The organism is Agrobacterium sp. 22-210-1, assembly GCF_053522525.1.
The window spans coordinates 950,215-966,996 of record NZ_JBNWCI010000002.1; the positions used below are offsets into that span (position 1 = coordinate 950,215).

At 60.2% G+C, this 16,782-nt stretch carries 15 protein-coding genes; 1 reads left to right on the forward strand and 14 read right to left on the reverse strand.

Annotation, left to right across the window (positions count from 1 at the left end):
* Nucleotides 1-54 precede the first annotated feature (54 nt).
* Genes ACQZ5F_RS17395 through ACQZ5F_RS17405 form a run of 3 tightly spaced genes read right to left on the reverse strand, consistent with a single transcriptional unit; the run spans nt 55 to nt 5,284 of the window.
* Nucleotides 55-3,126 carry an efflux RND transporter permease subunit gene (locus tag ACQZ5F_RS17395; protein WP_225338799.1) on the reverse strand — a complete coding sequence of 1,024 codons (3,072 nt, stop codon included), beginning with the start codon at nt 3,124-3,126 and terminating at the stop codon, nt 55-57.
* Complete coding sequence (locus ACQZ5F_RS17400; RefSeq protein WP_225338800.1) at nt 3,123-4,208, reverse strand: efflux RND transporter periplasmic adaptor subunit; 1,086 nt, start codon at nt 4,206-4,208, stop codon at nt 3,123-3,125. The genes ACQZ5F_RS17395 and ACQZ5F_RS17400 overlap by 4 nt, the downstream gene beginning before the upstream one ends.
* Nucleotides 4,208-5,284, reverse strand: a complete 1,077-nt coding sequence (locus tag ACQZ5F_RS17405) for an efflux RND transporter periplasmic adaptor subunit (protein ID WP_225338801.1) — start codon at nt 5,282-5,284, stop codon at nt 4,208-4,210. Before ACQZ5F_RS17405 ends, ACQZ5F_RS17400 begins: the two co-directional genes overlap by 1 nt.
* A gap of 294 nt (nt 5,285-5,578) precedes the next feature.
* Between ACQZ5F_RS17405 and ACQZ5F_RS17410 the strand changes: the two genes are divergently transcribed.
* Nucleotides 5,579-6,193 (forward strand): TetR/AcrR family transcriptional regulator, encoded by a 615-nt coding sequence (locus ACQZ5F_RS17410; protein WP_046799967.1) that lies wholly within the window; start codon nt 5,579-5,581, stop codon nt 6,191-6,193.
* Between the two features lie 17 nt (nt 6,194-6,210).
* Here the strand turns inward: ACQZ5F_RS17410 and ACQZ5F_RS17415 are convergent, their stop codons facing one another.
* From ACQZ5F_RS17415 to ACQZ5F_RS17465, 11 genes are read right to left on the reverse strand one after another with little or no spacing between them, the layout of a single operon-like run.
* Nucleotides 6,211-7,665, reverse strand: coding sequence for an NAD-dependent succinate-semialdehyde dehydrogenase (locus tag ACQZ5F_RS17415; RefSeq protein ID WP_225338802.1), 1,455 nt, complete (start codon nt 7,663-7,665; stop codon nt 6,211-6,213).
* Nucleotides 7,666-7,676: 11 nt separating this feature from the next.
* Nucleotides 7,677-8,759, reverse strand: coding sequence for an ABC transporter ATP-binding protein (locus tag ACQZ5F_RS17420; RefSeq protein ID WP_225244059.1), 1,083 nt, complete (start codon nt 8,757-8,759; stop codon nt 7,677-7,679).
* Nucleotides 8,756-9,556, reverse strand: a complete 801-nt coding sequence (locus ACQZ5F_RS17425; protein ID WP_052819411.1) for an ABC transporter permease — start codon at nt 9,554-9,556, stop codon at nt 8,756-8,758. The genes ACQZ5F_RS17420 and ACQZ5F_RS17425 overlap by 4 nt, the downstream gene beginning before the upstream one ends.
* 1 nt (nt 9,557) lies before the next feature.
* Nucleotides 9,558-10,433 carry an ABC transporter permease gene (locus ACQZ5F_RS17430; RefSeq protein ID WP_448730591.1) on the reverse strand — a complete coding sequence of 292 codons (876 nt, stop codon included), beginning with the start codon at nt 10,431-10,433 and terminating at the stop codon, nt 9,558-9,560.
* Nucleotides 10,434-10,493: 60 nt separating this feature from the next.
* A complete protein-coding gene (locus ACQZ5F_RS17435) occupies nt 10,494-11,504 on the reverse strand; it encodes an ABC transporter substrate-binding protein (protein ID WP_225338804.1) in 1,011 nt (336 codons plus the stop codon).
* Nucleotides 11,505-11,561: 57 nt separating this feature from the next.
* Complete coding sequence (locus ACQZ5F_RS17440; RefSeq protein ID WP_046799972.1) at nt 11,562-11,876, reverse strand: NIPSNAP family protein; 315 nt, start codon at nt 11,874-11,876, stop codon at nt 11,562-11,564.
* Nucleotides 11,877-11,880: 4 nt separating this feature from the next.
* The gene (locus ACQZ5F_RS17445; protein WP_225338805.1) at nt 11,881-13,347 is read right to left on the reverse strand and encodes an aldehyde dehydrogenase; all 1,467 of its coding nucleotides are present in this window, start codon (nt 13,345-13,347) and stop codon (nt 11,881-11,883) included.
* Nucleotides 13,348-13,351: 4 nt separating this feature from the next.
* Nucleotides 13,352-14,392, reverse strand: coding sequence for an LLM class flavin-dependent oxidoreductase (locus tag ACQZ5F_RS17450; protein ID WP_225338806.1), 1,041 nt, complete (start codon nt 14,390-14,392; stop codon nt 13,352-13,354).
* A complete protein-coding gene (locus ACQZ5F_RS17455) occupies nt 14,389-15,327 on the reverse strand; it encodes a flavin reductase family protein (RefSeq protein WP_448730590.1) in 939 nt (312 codons plus the stop codon). The genes ACQZ5F_RS17450 and ACQZ5F_RS17455 overlap by 4 nt, the downstream gene beginning before the upstream one ends.
* Nucleotides 15,324-16,169, reverse strand: a complete 846-nt coding sequence (locus tag ACQZ5F_RS17460; protein WP_225338808.1) for an alpha/beta fold hydrolase — start codon at nt 16,167-16,169, stop codon at nt 15,324-15,326. Before ACQZ5F_RS17460 ends, ACQZ5F_RS17455 begins: the two co-directional genes overlap by 4 nt.
* Nucleotides 16,170-16,179: 10 nt before the next feature.
* On the reverse strand, nt 16,180-16,782 hold the full coding sequence (locus ACQZ5F_RS17465; protein WP_046799976.1) for an amino acid synthesis family protein: 603 nt from the start codon (nt 16,780-16,782) through the stop codon (nt 16,180-16,182).

The window sequence follows — 16,782 nt, forward strand, 5'->3', positions numbered from 1 at the left end:
CGACGGCGGATATTTTTATCGGAGGAAGGAAGCGGCGACCGCTTCCTTCCAATATCACGCCTTCACGTCCTGTCCCACCGGCTCGTCATCCTCACGCGGAATGCGGAACCAGGCGACATAAAGCGCCGGCAGGAAAAGCAGCGTCAGCGCCGTACCGACCACGATGCCGCCCATCATCGCATAAGCCATTGGTCCCCAGAAAATCTCCCGCGATATGGGAATGAGGGCAAGGGTTGCCGCCGCCGCCGTCAGCATGATCGGCCGCATGCGGTGCTCGGTCGCCTCGACCACCGCGCGCCAGGCCGAGACGCCCTCGCTTCTCAGATGCTCGATCTGCACGACAAGAATGACCGAGTTGCGGATCAGGATGCCGATCAGCGCCAGCACGCCGAGGATGGCGACGAAGCCCATCGGCGCATTGGAGAGAAGCAGCGCCACCACCACGCCGATCAATGCGGTCGGCGCCACGGCGAAGACGAGGAACAGCCTGCTGAAGCTTTGCAGCTGCAACATCAGAATGGTCGCCATCGCAAACAGCATCAGCGGTACTACGGCAACGATCGGCGCTTGCGAATCCGCGCTGGATTCCACCGAACCACCCGTTTCCAGCTTGTAGCCGACGGGAAGTGTTTTCTGGAACGCCTCGATCTTCGGCTTCAGCTGCTCGACGATCGTTGCAGGCTGCGTCGGGCCGATAATGGCGGCCTTGACCGTGATCGTCGGGATCCTGTCGCGGCGCCAGATGGTCGGCTGTTCCAGTTCGTAGCGGAAATTGGCGATAGCCGACAGCGGCACGGCCTTGCCGTTGGTCGCCGGCAATTGCAGGTTCTGCAATGTCTCGATGGAGCCGCGCTCCGACATCTGCGCCCGCGCCACCACATTGACGAGATAGATGTCGTCCCTGACCTGGGTAACTGTGGAACCTTCGACAATGCTGTTCATGGCATTGGCGATGTCTTCCGACGAGACGCCCAGCTGGCGGGCCTTGTCCTGCAGAACGTCAACCTTGACCACACGCGTCGGCTCGTTCCAGTCCATGACCATGTTGGACAGCAGCTGGTGTTCGCCGACGATGCCCGACAATTGCTGTCCAAGCTCACGAACCTTCTGGATATCAGGACCGCTCAGGCGATATTGCACCGGTTTCCCGACCGGCGGGCCGATATCAAGCAATTTCACGAAGGCATCGGTGCCGGTGAAGGTCCGGTTCAGGTAATCCTGCAACTCGGCACGCACCTTGTCACGCACATCCAGCCCCTTGGTGACGATGACCGTCTGGCCGAAAGTGACATCAGGCGTCTGCACGTCGAAGGACAGGATGAAACGCGGCGCGCCTTCGCCGACATAGGTCGTCCAATGATCGATATCCGTATTTTTCGCCAGCATTTCCTGTTCGAACTGCGCCATCTGCCGGTTGGTTTCGGCAATCGAGCTGTTCTGCGGCAGGTTCCAGTCGACAATCAGCTCCACGCGGTCGGATGACGGGAAGAACTGCTGCTGCACGAGGCTCATGCCGCCGACGGAAAGACCAAACAGCGCAATGGTCAGAATGATCGTCACCCAGCGCCAGCGTAGCGCCCGGCCAAGAAGCCACGAAAAGCCGGAGGCGAAACGGCCCTTCTTTTCGTGATGCGATTTCATCGTCTTCGGCAGGATCGTCACGCCGAGCAGCGGCGTGAAGAGGACCGCGACGATCCACGACACGATCAGCGAAACCGCAATCACCACGAAGAGCGTGAAGGTGAACTCACCCGCCGCGCTGTTGTTGAGACCGACAGGAATGAAGCCGGCGACGGTGACCAGCGTACCCGTCAGCATCGGGAAGGCCGTCGAGGTATAAACATAGGTCGCCGCTTTTCTGAGATCGTCGCCGACCTCCAGCCGCGCGACCATCATCTCGACGGCAATCATCGCGTCATCGACAAGCAGCCCGAGCGCAATGATGAGGGCGCCGAGCGAGATGCGTTGCAGCGAAATGCCGGTATATTCCATGTAAACGAAGGTGATCGCCAGCACGAGCGGGATGGAGACGGCAACCACCATGCCGGCCCTGAGGCCAAGGCTGATGAAGCTGATGACGAGAACGATGGCGATCGCTTCGAAGAGCGCCGAAGTAAAGCCCGATACCGCCTCGTCAACCACGGCCGGCTGATCGGATACCCGGTGCAGATCGACGCCGATTGGCAGGTCCGCGACGATGCGCTTCATCTGCGCATCCAGCGCCTCGCCGAAATGCACGAGGTTCGCACCTGTTTTCATGCCAATGGCAAGACCGATGGCCGGTTGGCCGTTAAAACGGAACAGCGAGGATGGCGGATCGACATAACCGCGCCGGATCGTCGCCACTTCCGTCAGCGGGAAGAACCGGTTGTTGACGCGCAGGTTGATGGACCGCAGGCTGTCTTCCGAGGTGAACTGGCCGCTGACCCGCAACGCCACACGCTCAGGACCGGCATTAACGAAACCAGACTGGGTAACGGCGTTCTGTGATTGCAGCGTCTTGATGATCGACTGCTGATCGATGCCGAGCGCCGCGATCTGCCGCGTGGAAAACTCCAGATAGATCGCCTCGTCCTGCGCGCCGATGACATCCACCTTGCCGATATTGTCGACGGTCAGAACCTTCGCACGCGCATCCTCCACCAGATCGCGCAATTGCCGCTGGCTGAGGCCATCGCTGGTGAAAGCGTAGATATTGCCATAGACATCGCCGAAACGGTCATTGAAGAAAGGACCGACGACGCCCGAGGGGAACTCGCCCTTGATATCGCCGATCATGTTGCGCACCCGCACCCATGTCGGTTCAACGTTCCTGGCCTTGGTTTCCGGCACCAGCTCCACGAAGATCGTCGTGCGGCCGGCCACCGTCTGGCTGCGCAGATGGTCGAGATTATCGAGTTCCTCGAGTTTCTTCTCGATCCTGTCGGTCACCTGCCGGGCCACGTCTTCTGCCGAAGCGCCAGGCCATTGCGCACTGATCACCATCGTCTTGATGGTGAAGTTCGGATCTTCCTCACGGCCAAGGTTGAGATAGGAAAAAACGCCGGCAAGAACGAAAACCAGCATGAAGTACCAGACGAGCGAACGGTGTTCGAGCGCCCAGTCGGAAAGATTGAATTTCTTCACTGACGGACCTCCTGATCGATCCTGATGGCCTGCCCATCCTTAAGCTTGTGAACGCCGGCGCTGGCAACACGCTCGCCGGGTTTGACGCCGCCGGTAATGCGCACGCTGCCGCCGTCAACCGGCTCGCCCGCTATCGTAACCGGGCGCAGCGTCACCGTTGCCGTATCGGCATTTACGATCCAGACGCTCCATCCATTATCTGTTTTCAGCAAGGCTGATGCCGGAAGCGCAATCTGCGGTTCTGATGCGGCAAGCACCGAGGCCGTGACGACGGAGCCCAGCCGGAAGGCAGCGGGCGCATCCTGCAGGCTGATTTTCGTGCGGCGCGTGCGCGTCGCCGTTTCGGCCTCAGGCGCGATTTCGCGCACCACACCGGTGGTGCGGATTTTCGGATCGAGCTGCAGGGCGATCTCGAAGGTCGAGCCGATTTCCAGCCGCTGCGCCGCAAATTGCGGAACATCCACCACCACATCGCGCACTTCCGGGCGGGCGATAGTCACAACTGTCTGACCGGCCGAAACGACCTGGCCGATTTCGCCCGAAGTGGCGGTTACCACCCCGTCAAATTCCGCGCGCAGCTGCGCATAACCCAGCTGCTCTTCGGCCTTGTCCAGATTTGCCCGCGCCTTGGCAACGGCGGCATTGGCGGTGCGGGTGGCCTGCTCGGCCTCTTCAAGTGCTGCTTCCGTGCCGCTGCGGGCCTCGGCCAGCACGCGCTGGCGCTGTTCGGTCGTCACCGCATTGGCGAGCTGCGCTTCGGCATTGGAAAGATCGGACTGCGCACTTTTCACCGACAGTTCTAGCGCCAGCGGATCGATCGAAGCAACCACATCACCCTTCTTGACCAAATCGGCCACATCGACGTTGCGGGCGATGATCCGGCCGAGAACGCGAAAACCGAGATCGGTCTGGATGCGCGATTCCACCGTGCCGGTGAGCCGCAGCGCATCGGGCGACTTCTCCTCCACCACAACGGAGAGTACCGGGCGCGGTGCCTCCGCGGCGGCTTCCTGCTTTTCCTGGCAGGACGAGACCGCGATTGCCGCAATGAGCAAAAACAAGCTTCTGTTTATCCTGAACATTATTGTGCCTGCCCCTTTTCATAGGCGACCTTTTCACCGGTTCGCAGAAATTTGGTCCCGACGGTGACGACGATATCGCCGGAATTGAGCCCGTCCGCGACGACAAATTGGCCGGTCTCGTAGTCGGCGACCTCGATCCGTCGTATGGCGATTTCCGAAGATTGCGGATCGACAACCCAGACGGCGGGAAGACCGTTCTGCGACGTCATCGCCGACCATGGAAGTTCGATGGCATCAACCTGTTTGAAGCGGAAATGGCCGGATACGGGCGCGCCGAGCGGCATGGTCAGATCGCCGTTGAGGCCAACCTTGACCCTGATCGTCCCATTGTCCGGATCGATCGTCGGGGAAATCTCCCGCACCGGCGCCGCAACCGTACGGGACGGATCCGACAGCAGGCTGACATTGACGAGATTGTCGATATCGCGCTCGAGGAACAGCGATTCGTAGACATCGAAAACCGCATCGCGTGGCCCGTCATGCGCCAGCGTGAAGACGAGTTGAGCGGCCTGCGCCACCTGGCCAACCTCGACGTTACGCGCCGTGATCACGCCATCCGCATCGGCTCTGAGTTCGGTATAGGAAAGCGCATCGCGGGCCGTATCGAGCTGCGCCTGCGCCGATCTCACCGCGCCCTGCGTGGTGAGCAGGGTTTCCTGGGCCTTGTCGACAGCAGAGCGCGAGGTCACCTGTGTTTTGAAGAGGCTCTGCTGACGGTCGAACGTCAGTTGCGCCTGCGTCTGCTGCGCTTCGGCCGATTGCAGGTTGGCAAGCGCGACATCAATGTCGGCCTTCTGCTCTTCGGGATCGATGCGGGCGAGCAATTGCCCGGTCGTCACCCGCGCTCCCACATCCACCAGCCGCTCGGTGATCTTGCCGCTGACCCGGAAGGACAGGTCCGTCTGCACCCTTGCCCTCACTTCACCGGTGATGACGCTGCCACGATCGACCGGCTTTTTCACCGCCGCGACCACGTCGACGGTCCGCAGCGGTTTTTCGGCCGGCCGCTCTTCATTGCTGCAGGACGACAGGGCAAAAACACCGCCAACCGCAAGCACGATAAGAATGGTTTTCATGGTGACCTCTTGATCTTTGCCCCATCCTATAATATTTGACTGACTGAATAGTCAATGAAATTCTTATGCCGCCGATCCGGAAACCGTTCGACGCCGGAATCCCGGATGGTGATCGAAGATTTGCCCGGGGCGTTCTTGGGAGACACCGGGAATAGGCTGACAGAATGAACCACGCACCACCTGCAAAAATCGATTCCGGTTTTCGTGCCGGTGCGATAGGCAGGCCACCTATTACGTCCGCCGCTCACGACGGATAGAAGGGCACGCGCCGAAAATACCTGAGGAGCCGGGGTCATGACGAAAACAAAACTGACACGTGCAGAACAGAAGATACAACGTCCGTTGCAAATTCTCGATGCCGCATTTGAGGAATTCACCAAAAGGGGGTTTACGGCAACGCGGGTCGAAGACATCGCTGACCGGGTGGGGGTGACGAAGGGGACGGTCTACGTCTATTTCGAAACCAAGGAAGCCCTTTTTGCGGCAATGATCGAGCATGTCGGCAAGCCTTTTCAGGAGGCTTTCAAAGCCTATGCCCGTACCTCCGACGATCCCGTCGAGGAGCTTCGCCTGCTGCTCGAATTCCTGTTCGAAAACCTTGTCGATGACAGGCGGATGCGGGAACTGTTCCGCTTCGTCGTTGCGGAGGGCGCGAAGTTCCCTGATCTCATCGACCACCACCATGATGTCCTGATGGCGCCAGTTCTGGGGCGCATCAATATGATCCTCGATGAGGGCGTGGCGAAAAAAAGGTTCAGGGCCAATCCGCCCGAACTTGCAAAGGTTGTCATGTCACCCATGGTCGGGACGTTGGTTTTCCGGCTGATTTTCGATGATCGGCGCAGTCTGGACAGGCAGGCCGTTCTGAAAGTTCATCTCGACCTGCTCATGCGCGGACTGCTGGCGTAACCCCCGTCATCCTGCCTTCAGCTGATGCCACCAATGCAGACATATTTGAGTTCGGTATATTCTTCGATGCCATGGCGAGACCCTTCCCGTCCGAGCCCCGACATCTTGACCCCGCCGAACGGCGCCTCGGCCGTGGAAATCGCCCCCGTATTGACGCCAACCATGCCGTATTCCAGCGCCTCGGCAACCCGGAAGACTCGCGAGAGATCACGCGCATAAAAATAGGAGGCAAGGCCGAAATCCGTATTGTTGGCCTGCGCGATCACATCCGCTTCATCCTCGAAACGGAAAAGCGGGGCAAGCGGTCCGAAGGTTTCCTCCCGCGCCACCTGCATGCTGGCATCGACGTTACGCAGGATCGTCGGCTCGAAAAAATTGCCGCCCAACACGTGTTTTTTGCCGCCTGTGGCGATCTCGGCGCCTTTCGAAAGCGCATCGACAATATGCGCTTCCACCTTGGCAACGGCGTTGCCATCGATAAGCGGACCGAGAATGCTTGCCTCGTCCAGCCCGTTGCCAACGTTCAACTGCGCGACGGCTCGCGCGAATTTTTCAGCGAAGGCGTCATACACGCCGCCCTGCACATAAAGTCGGTTGGCGCAGACGCAGGTCTGGCCATTGTTGCGAAACTTGGCGATCAGTGCCCCTTCCACGGCTGCATCGAGATCCGCATCGTCAAAAACGATGAAGGGCGCATTGCCGCCGAGTTCCAGACCCAGCTTCTTGATCGTCGGCGCGCATTGCCGGTAGAGATGTTCTCCCGTGCGCGTCGAGCCGGTGAAGGTCAGAAGGCGGATATCCGGACTTGCCGTCATCACGCCGCCGATTTCCGCGGCAGGTCCTGTCAAGATACTGAAAAGTTCGAGCGGCAGGCCCGCGCGCTCGGCGAGGATGGCAAGAGCGATCGCTGAAAAAGGCGTCTGCGGCGCGGGTTTCAGCACCACCGCGCAACCCGCGGCCAAGGCCGGACCGACTTTACGGGTAATCATGGCATTGGGAAAATTCCACGGCGTGATGGCCGCGACCACGCCGACCGGCTGGCGCAGAACCAGAATGCGCTTGTCCGGCTGATGGCCGGGCACGGTCTCGCCATTGATACGGCGTGCCTCTTCCGCGAACCATTCGATGAAGCTTGCACCATAGGCAATTTCACCTTTGGCCTCAGTGAGTGGCTTTCCCTGTTCCAGCGTCAGGATCATGCCGAGATCGTCACGGTTTTCCATGACCAGCCGGTGCCACGCCTTCAGGATGGTCGCACGCTCACCGGCCGTGCGGCGCGCCCATGCCTTCTGGGCAATCACGGCGGCAGCGATTGCTTCCTGTGTTTCCGTTGCCCCGAGTTCAGGAACCTGGCCGACGACCTCCCCCGTCGCGGGGTTGCGGATCGTCGCCGTTTGACGGCCATCGCAGCCGATCCAGCGGCCGGCCACGGGCACTTTTTCACCCAGGAGTGTGGGATCATTCAGATGCATGAGCCGATCCTTCAACAGAAAACCTGAGCCGACGCCGGATCGAAGGCAAGATGCACGAGATCGCCTCGGTTGAGACCGGAAATCGCGTCGTGGCCGAAGGGCAGCCGCACGGCAAGCGGTTCACCCGAACCGGTATGGGCAACCACGTGGACGTTGTTGCCAAGGAAGGTGATGTCGCTGACCGTTGCCTGAAAACCTGTGGAGGAACCCGGCCGGTTGCGGCTGAGCTGCAGGCGCTCGGGGCGCAGCATCAGCGCCGCCTTCTTGCCCGGTGCGACCTCGCCATGCATCGGAATATGATCGAAGACGATATCCCGGCCCAGCGACACCGTCGCCATGCCACCCGATGCGGCGAGGAGATCGCAGGCGATAAAATCGCTGTCGCCGATGAATTCGGCCACGAAGCGGGTGGCAGGATGGGCATAAAGCTCCGGCCCCGTGCCAATCTGGTCGATCACCCCTTTCGAAAACACGGCGATCCGGTCGGAAAGGCGCAAGGCCTCTTCCTGATCGTGGGTGACGTAAAGGATCGTCACTTCCGTCTGCTGGTGGATGCGGCGGATCTCGAACTGGATTTCTTCGCGCAGCTTCTTGTCGAGCGCCGACAGCGGCTCGTCCATCAGAAGTACCGGCGGATCATAGGCTAGTGCCCGCGCAAGAGCCACGCGCTGCTGCTGGCCACCGGACATCTGTGCGGGCTTCCGGTCCTCGAAACCTTCGAGGCGTACCAGCCGTAGCATTTCTTTCACCTTGGCATCAATTTCCGCCTTGCTCTTGCGGCGAACCTTCAGCGGAAAGGCGATGTTCTCGCCGACCGACAGATGCGGAAACAGGGTGTAGCGCTGGAAGACCATGCCGATGTTGCGCTTGTGCGACGGGGTCGACAGCAGGCTTTCACCGTTCAGCAGAATATCGCCCGCGGTCGGCTGTTCGAAACCGGCAAGGATATAAAGCGTCGTGCTCTTGCCCGAGCCGGACGGCCCGAGAAATGTCATGAACTCGCCCGGCTGCACGTCGAGATTGACATCCTGAACGGCGACGACCGGTCCGTATTGCTTGCGGATACCGCGAATTTGCAGGAGCGGTTTGGTCATGTTTTCAGTCCTTTTCGCACAGCCGCGACAAGCAGCATGAGAATGATGGTCACCGCAATGAGAAGCGTGGAGGCGGCGGCGATGACAGGCGTCAGATCCTGACGCAGCGTCGCCCAGATTTTAACCGGCAGCGTCTGCAATGTCGGGCTTGCCATGAAGATTGCCAGCACCACCTCATCCCAGGAGGTGAGGAAGGAGAAGATCGCCGCCGAAAACAGGCCGTGGCTGATGGCGGGCAGCGTGATGCGAATTTTTGCCTGCAGCGGAGTTGCGCCGCACAGCACCGCTGCATCCTCGATCGACTTGTCGAAGCCCTCAAGCGCACCGGTCAGCGCCAGAATGGAGAAGGGCAGCGCCACGACAAGATGGGCGATGACGAAACCGGTGGTGGTGCCGGCAAGACCGAATTTCAGGAAAAAGGCGTAAAGCGCCACCGCCAGCACCACGACGGGCAGAATCATCGGCGTCATGAATAGCGCGCGCAGAGTGCCGCGCCCGATGAAACGGCCACGCACCAGCCCGAAGGAGGCGACAAGACCGATGAGCACGGACAGAACGGTTACCATCAGCGCGATGCGCAGGCTCGTCCAGGCGGCATCCAGCCATCTAGGGTCAGCGAAGAAATCCGCATACCATTTCAGCGTCCAGCCGGGCGGCGGAAAAATCAGCCATTGCGACGAACCGAAGGACAAAGCGGCGATAAAGATGATCGGGAGGATCAGAAATGCCGAGGTTAGCACGGTGATGAGCAGAAGCAGCCATTTCCAGAGGCCGAGGCTGTTATAGTTCAAAAGCATGTCAGCGCCCCCCTGCCCCGGCCGCGCCGAAGAATTTGAGCTGCACGGCGTAGAGAGTGAACGTCACCACCAGAAGCACCAGCGCGGCAGCCCCGCCCATGCCCCAGTTGACGAGCGACTGCACGAATTGCGCGATGAGTTCGGCCAGCATCATGTTCGCCGTACCGCCGAGCAGCGCGGGAGTGACGAAGTAACCGAGCGACATGACGAAGACCATCAGCGCGCCGGAGATCATGCCCGGCGCGGCAAGCGGAATAAGAATGCGGATTAGCGCCTGCAAACGCGTTGCCCCACACAGCGCCGCGGCCTGCAGAATGGCCGGGTCGATCTTGCGGATGACGCCGTAAAGCGGAATGATGATGAAGGGCAGCATGATATAGGTCATGCCGATGGTGACCCCGGTAAGATTGTTGACCAGCGGCAAAGGCTGATCGATGATGCCAAGGCCCATCAGCGTCTTGTTCACCACACCCGTGCGCTGCAACAACACCATCCAGGCATAGGTGCGCGCCAGCAGGTTGGTCCACATCGAGAGCAACAGAATAGCGAAAACGATGGAGGCAAGCCGCGCCGGCATGATGGCAAGCGCCCAGGCGACGGGAAAGCCGATCACCAGCGACACCACCGTTACCAGCGCCGATACCACGAAGGTATTGAAGAAAATCTTCAGATAGGTGGAGCTGCCCAGGAGTGCCGCATAGTTGCCAAAGCCGAAGACGGGTTCGGTAATGCTGCGCGACAGCAGGATCAGAACCGGAACGACGAAGAACAGGACAAGCAGAACCAGCGCCGGCAGGGTGGCGGCAAAATTGCCGGGCCGGATGGGTATTCGCGCCCTTGCCTTCGTGCTGACTGTTTCATCGGTTAGCGAGACCATGCCCAAACCTCCCCGGACGTGGAAAATTGCGCGGGCGTTTTCGCTGCCCGCGCCGTTATCTTATTTCGCCTGCCAGGCGTACCAACGCTCGCCGATTTCATCGCGATGCTGTGCCCAGTAGCTCATATCGGCGTCGACCTGGCTTGCGGTTTGCTGGTCCGGCAGGGTTTTCGCCGTTTCCGGATCCATCAGCTTGGCGGATTCGATATTAACAGGGGCGTAACCCGTCGCGGTCGCCATATCCGCCTGCGCCTGCGCAGAGGTGGCGAGTGCGATGAACTTCATAGCCGCCTCCCTGTTCTTCGTTCCCTTGGGCACGACGAGGGAATCTGCTGCGGTGATATTCTGTTCCCAGGAGGTCGCCACCTTCACGCCGCTTTTCTCAAGCGCCGTCATGCGGCCGTTCCAGACACTGCCAAAGGGCGCTTCCGCCGATGCTATCAGTTGCTGCGACTGTGCGCCGCCCGACCACCAGATGATATCGGATTTGATCGTATCGAGTTTCTTGAAAGCGCGGTCGAGGTCAAGCGGATAAAGCTTGTCGGCGGCCACACCGTCGGCCAGAAGGGCAGCTTCGATCACGCCCGGTGCGGACCATTTGTAGAAGGTGCGCTTGCCGGGAAACTTTGCCGTGTCGAACAGATCGGCCCAGCTCTTGGGGCAGGCGGCAACGGCATCGACATTGCAGCCGATGACGAAGGAGTAATAAAAGCTGCCGACGGAATAATCCGTTACGAAACGCGGATCGAGTTTCGTCTTGTCGATGACGCTGAAATCCAGCTTTTCAAGCAGACCCTTGGGCCCAGCCTGTGCGGCATAGTCGCCTTCGACATCGACCACATCCCATGTCACGCCGTTTGCCTCGACCATGGCCTTCAGCTTGCCATAGTCGGTCGGGCCATCCTGAAGCACATTGATGCCGCTCGACACCATGAATTTTTCGGCCCACGCCGCCTTCTGGGCGTCCTGCGTGGTTCCTCCCCAGCTGGAAAAGACCAGATCATTCGCCTGTGCGGCTGTGCCGAGGGCGAAAAGTGCTGCGCATGTCGTCAATACCAGTTTCGATCTCATGTTCCCTTACTCCGTTTTAGAGCTTGTCGTTGGCATGCACGTCGCGGCCGGCAGCTTTCACCTCAGTGGTGAAAACCGCGCCGGCTTCATGATCTTGTTTTCGGCGACTTCAATGAGGTCACGGATTTTAGGCAGAAACGATAACCAGCGCGGATCGGCCATCAGCTTTGCGCGCCGCTCCTCGCGGTCGTCCAGACTGGAAAATGCCCAAATATGGACGATCTCGTTGATTGGGCCGATCTCCGAAAAGAAGTAACCCACCAGTTCGCCGAGGTGGCTTTTCTGGATTTCGATGCCCTCTTCCTCCACGACCTTGAGATAGGCCGGAATGGCGCCGTTCTTCAGCCTGTAGGTTCGTATCTCGTAAAACATCGGCTCACCGCATCACGAAAGGGTCGGGAATCGGGTCGTCAGAGGTGCGCAGCCATATGGTCTTGGTGCGCGTGTAATCGAGCGCCGCCGCAAGCCCGCCTTCGCGCCCATCACCCGAGAGGCCAAAGCCACCGAAAGGCGCAATCGGCGAGACGGCGCGATAGGTGTTTACCCAGACGATGCCGGCGCGGATCGCCTTCATCAGCCGGTGGGCGCGCGTGAGATTTTGCGTGAAGACACCGGAGGCGAGGCCATAGACCGTGTCATTGGCCAGCGCGATGGCTTCCGCCTCGGTTTCAAAGGAAACAACCGAAAGAACGGGGCCGAAGAATTCCTTTTCCATGGAGGGCGAACGGATGCCGTCGCAATCAAGAATGGTCGGCCGATAGAAATAGCCGTCACCATCCAAAGGCTCACCACCGGTAACCACCTTCGCACCGGCATCCACCGAAGCAGAAACCAGTGAGACAATGTGCTGGCGCTGGCGCTCGGTCGCCAATGGCCCCACTTCCGTCGCCATATCCAGCGGCGAACCGATGCGGATCGCCTCGGCCTTCGCCGCCAGAATCTGGAGGAAACGGTCCTTGACGCTTCTTTCGATAATCAGCCGCGAGCCGGCGACGCAGCTCTGGCCGGTTGCGGCAAAAATGCCCGCAACCTGCGCATTGGCGGCGCTCTCGAGATCTGCATCGGCGAAAACGAGGATCGGCGATTTGCCGCCGAGTTCAAGCGAAGTGGAGGCAAGATTTTCAGCTGAATTGCGGACGATGTGACGCGCCGTTTCCGGCCCGCCGGTAAAGGCGATATGAGCCACCTTAGGATGGGTGGTGAGCGCGGTGCCGCAGGAGGCACCGAAACCGGTAACGATATTGACGACGCCAGCTGGAAAACCGGCCTCATGCACCAGCCGGGCAAATTCCAGCAGCGGTGCCGGACCATCTTCCGAGGCCTTGACGATGATGGTGCAGCCCGCGGCTAGCGCCGGACCGATCTTGACGGCGGCGAGAAACAGCTGGCTGTTCCAAGGCACGATGGCCGCCACCACGCCAACGGGTTCACGCCGCAGCCAGACATCCATATCCGGCTTGTCGATCGGCAGATAAGCGCCCTCGATCTTGTCGGCAAGCCCGGCATAATAGCGGTAATAATCCGCGACATAGGCAATCTGCGCGGAGGTTTCGCGGATGATCTTGCCGGTATCGCGTGTTTCGAGTTCGGCCAGCGTCTTGGCATTTTCCGCAACCAGATCGGCCAACCGGTAGAGCAGCTTGCCGCGCTGTGTCGCCGTCAGTTTCGACCAGGCCGCATCTTCGTAAAGTGCCCGGTGCGCGGCATCTACCGCACGGCCGATATCCGCTTCCCGGCTTTCCGGCATTTCCGCCCACGCCGTGCCGGTTGCCGGATCAAGGCTTGAAAAGCTGGCCTCGCCATCTTCGAAACGTCCGTCGATATAGCACTGAAAACGGCGCATCATCTTACTCCGCAAAAGCCGGCATGACATCGGAAAGGAAACGCTCCAGCGAGGCCTTCTTTCGCTCGAAGCTCATGCCAGTGTCGATCCAGAAGGAATATTCGTCGTAACCCATGGCCTCATAGGCTTTAAGCCGGGTAATGACTTCATCGGCATTGCCGACGACATTGTTCTTGCGCATGACGTCGCCGGAAAGCATGGCGTTTGCCGCGATATCCTCTGGCGCAATGCGCTCGATGAGGCCCTGATGAACAGGCTTTTCGTTTTTGAACCACGCGAAGAAATAATTGTAATAGACACTCATCTCATGCGCCGCTTGCGCGATGTCGGCTTCATCCGAGCCGACATAGGTGTGGCGCAGCAGCATGATCTTCGGGCGCTGTTTTTCCGGGTTTTTGGCGCAGGCATCGTTGAAGCGCCCCATCAGGGTTTCCACTTCGTCATCGCCCTGCCAGAGCGGCGTCACCTGCACATTGCAATCATTGGCGACAGCGAATTCGTGGGAATTCGGATCACGCGCCGCCACCCAGATCGGCGGAAAGGGTTGCTGCAACGGCTTGGGGGCGGAGGTGGTGGCCGGAAATTGGAAAAACTCGCCGTCATGGGCATAATCGCCCGCCCATACACCTTTAACGGCCGGGATCAGCTCGCGCATGCGCTGGCCGGCGCCCCAGGCATCGAGGCCGGGAAGCAGGCGCTCATATTCGAAAGAGTAGGCGCCGCGGGCGATGCCGATATCAAGGCGGCCATCGCAGATGAGGTCTGTCATAGCAGCTTCGCCAGCCAGTTTGATCGGGTGCCAGAAAGGCGCGATCACCGTGCCGGTGCCGAGACGCGCCGTCTTCGTGCGGCGCGCGAGATCGGCGATCGTCACGAAGGGGTTTGGGGCAATGGTAAAATCCATGCCGTGATGTTCGCCGGTCCAGATGGCATGCATGCCGCCACGGTCAGCGATTTCGCAAAGGGTGACGAACTCCTCATAGAGCGTCTTGTGATCCTGCGAGGCGTCCAGCCGCTCCATATGGACGAAGAGCGAAAATTTCATGGGTTTGTCCCCTTCATGGAAATGGGATGCACCTTGCCGGCGGTCTCGTTGCCGACATAGACACCAAAATTGCCGATGGAACTTTCCAGCGCGAAACGATTGACGATATCCGCCGTCGCGGCGGAATCGAATTTTGTAGAGCCAAGCGCACTCGGCAACAGGAAGCGCCCCTGACGCGGCGCATCATCACCTTCGGCAAGTGCGTGGTAGACGATATGCTGGCGTCCATCCGCCTTGTTTTCATAAACGGAGTAGAGAAAGCCGGTCCTGACGGAGAGGCCCGTCAGTTCCTCAAGGCGCGACGTCAGCGCCGCAACGGGATCACCACCCGCAACGACGCAGCCGGGCAGCGACAGCACATCATCGCCAACGAGGTAAATCTCTCCGCGCCGCTCCAGCACCGCGCCAACCGTAATTTCGCCCTCGGCTGCCGCCGAGACCGCCTTGGCGGCCAGCATCGGCGTGAAATAACCGCCCCGCGCATAGCCCAGACCGTTCAGGCCGCTATTGTCGAAAGCACCGATGCGCCCGAGCAGGATGACATGATCACCCGCCTCGATAACCTCCTGCATCGTGCATTCGAACCAGGCCGCGACATCGGCGAAGACAGGCGATCCCTGCGGTGCATCCGACCATTCCGCGGCAGCGAAACGATCCTCCACCGGGCGGGCGAAGGTGTTGGAGAGGTCCTTCTGGTTTTCCGACAGAATATTGACGGCAAAACTTTTCGCACCGGTCATCGTCGCGAAATTGCGCGAGGTGCGGGCAAGGCAGATCAAAAGCAGCGGCGGATCGAGCGAAACGGAAGTGAAGGAATTTGCGGTGAAGCCAACGGGCTTTCCCGCGTCATCCCGCGTGGTCACGATCGTTACTCCCGTCACGAAAGCGCCGAATGCGTCGCGCAAGGCGCGCGGGTCAAGGGTTGCAACAGTCATTGCGGCTCCTCCTCAATAGCCAGCCATTCGGCCATCAGTGCATTGACAGTTTCAGGGGCGGTCAGATTGACCATGTGCCGGTGCGCCTCAACGATGCGAGCGTAACCGCGTGGTGTGATCGCCGCCATCTGCTCGGCCATCAGCGGCGTCGAATTCGGATCGTCGGAACCGGTCAGGAAGAGCGCGGGGCAAGCGACCGAAGGCCAGCGATCCGCATAGGTCTCATCCCCACCAGCAAAGGCCGTGTAGGCAACCGCGTAACCTTCGGGATCGACCATTTCCAGCCAGCCGCGTGTCAGTTCCCGCGCGTGCCGGCTCTTGGCGTCATCGCCGAACCAGCGCAGCAGCGGGCCTTCCTTGTCCACGCCCTCGGTGCGGATTGCCGCCGCACGGGCAAGCACCGCTGCTTTCGCCACCGGGTCACGGCGATAGACACCGTTCAGGTAACCGACGCGCGCAATGCGATCTCCGAAGGTTGCGGCCGCTCCGCCGGAAATCAATGCGCCCATGGAATGGCCGGCAACATTGGCGCGTGCGATCCGCATATCGTCAAGAAAACGGCCGAACCAGCCGACAAAATCCGTAAGCGTGCTGCCTGAAGCCAAGCGCGCGCTACCGCCATGGCCCGGCATATCGACCGCGATAACGCGGTGTGTTCTGGAAAAAACTTCGATCTGCGGTTCCCAAGCTTCAAGCCGCATGCCGACGCCGTGGATGAGGATCAGGTCCTCACCCGCACCGGCCTCGAAGTAAGCCGCCCCGCCCTCGGTCGTCTTGCGAGGGAGCGCGGCAGCACCTGCCTTTGCAACATTGACCCGTGAGGTGGTGGCGGCCTCCTGCATTACATCACCCTCAAACGCCGGCCGGGTTGGCAACATCCTGACCGAGATCCTGCAGATCCTGGTAACGGTCGCCAATACGGTGGTGGGGCCGACCGCCAACCGAAGCACCGAGCGCGACGACGATCTCATCGGCGGCCGGGGCATCGGGAATGGCAGTCTGAATGGTCAGATAATGCGAACGGCGGCCTTCATCATTCTTGTCCATCAATGGAATCATGATCGGCGCATTGCCCGGACCACGGGTGTTGCAGAAGGCCAGGTAAGATTTCGCGCCAACCGCCTGGCGATAGTGATTGCCGAACCGCAGCGTGTGAATGAGCGCGGACGCATGCTCGATCTCACCGTCGAGACCGACAACCGCCGCCTTGCCATAGGCCTCCACCGCCTCGCCCGAGCCGACGGCATCGAGGATCATCTTCGTCAGCAACTCACCGAGCACCGGCGCGCCCGCATGGATTTCCGGCTTCAGGTTTTCCACGAAGCCTTTGCCTGCCCAGGGGTTTTTCACGACCGCAATCGCGCTGAACAGCTTCAAGGGCGTAGCGGCAGTCTTGCCTCCCTCAATCAACGTCGTTTCGACCTGCAGCAAGGTCTTGCGGATCTGGATGGACAT

What these genes read in the sequence shown, in the direction of transcription:
- ACQZ5F_RS17400 (WP_225338800.1), bottom strand. Translation starts at nt 4,208, where the DNA reads ATGTTCAGGATAAACAGAAGCTTGTTTTTGCTCATTGCGGCAATCGCG.
- ACQZ5F_RS17405 (WP_225338801.1), bottom strand. Translation starts at nt 5,284, where the DNA reads ATGAAAACCATTCTTATCGTGCTTGCGGTTGGCGGTGTTTTTGCCCTG.
- ACQZ5F_RS17410 (WP_046799967.1), top strand. Translation starts at nt 5,579, where the DNA reads ATGACGAAAACAAAACTGACACGTGCAGAACAGAAGATACAACGTCCG.
- ACQZ5F_RS17415 (WP_225338802.1), bottom strand. Translation starts at nt 7,665, where the DNA reads ATGCATCTGAATGATCCCACACTCCTGGGTGAAAAAGTGCCCGTGGCC.
- ACQZ5F_RS17420 (WP_225244059.1), bottom strand. Translation starts at nt 8,759, where the DNA reads ATGACCAAACCGCTCCTGCAAATTCGCGGTATCCGCAAGCAATACGGA.
- ACQZ5F_RS17425 (WP_052819411.1), bottom strand. Translation starts at nt 9,556, where the DNA reads ATGCTTTTGAACTATAACAGCCTCGGCCTCTGGAAATGGCTGCTTCTG.
- ACQZ5F_RS17430 (WP_448730591.1), bottom strand. Translation starts at nt 10,433, where the DNA reads ATGGTCTCGCTAACCGATGAAACAGTCAGCACGAAGGCAAGGGCGCGA.
- ACQZ5F_RS17435 (WP_225338804.1), bottom strand. Translation starts at nt 11,504, where the DNA reads ATGAGATCGAAACTGGTATTGACGACATGCGCAGCACTTTTCGCCCTC.
- ACQZ5F_RS17440 (WP_046799972.1), bottom strand. Translation starts at nt 11,876, where the DNA reads ATGTTTTACGAGATACGAACCTACAGGCTGAAGAACGGCGCCATTCCG.
- ACQZ5F_RS17445 (WP_225338805.1), bottom strand. Translation starts at nt 13,347, where the DNA reads ATGCGCCGTTTTCAGTGCTATATCGACGGACGTTTCGAAGATGGCGAG.
- ACQZ5F_RS17450 (WP_225338806.1), bottom strand. Translation starts at nt 14,392, where the DNA reads ATGAAATTTTCGCTCTTCGTCCATATGGAGCGGCTGGACGCCTCGCAG.
- ACQZ5F_RS17455 (WP_448730590.1), bottom strand. Translation starts at nt 15,327, where the DNA reads ATGACTGTTGCAACCCTTGACCCGCGCGCCTTGCGCGACGCATTCGGC.
- ACQZ5F_RS17460 (WP_225338808.1), bottom strand. Translation starts at nt 16,169, where the DNA reads ATGCAGGAGGCCGCCACCACCTCACGGGTCAATGTTGCAAAGGCAGGT.
- ACQZ5F_RS17465 (WP_046799976.1), bottom strand. Translation starts at nt 16,782, where the DNA reads ATGTCCATCCAGATCCGCAAGACCTTGCTGCAGGTCGAAACGACGTTG.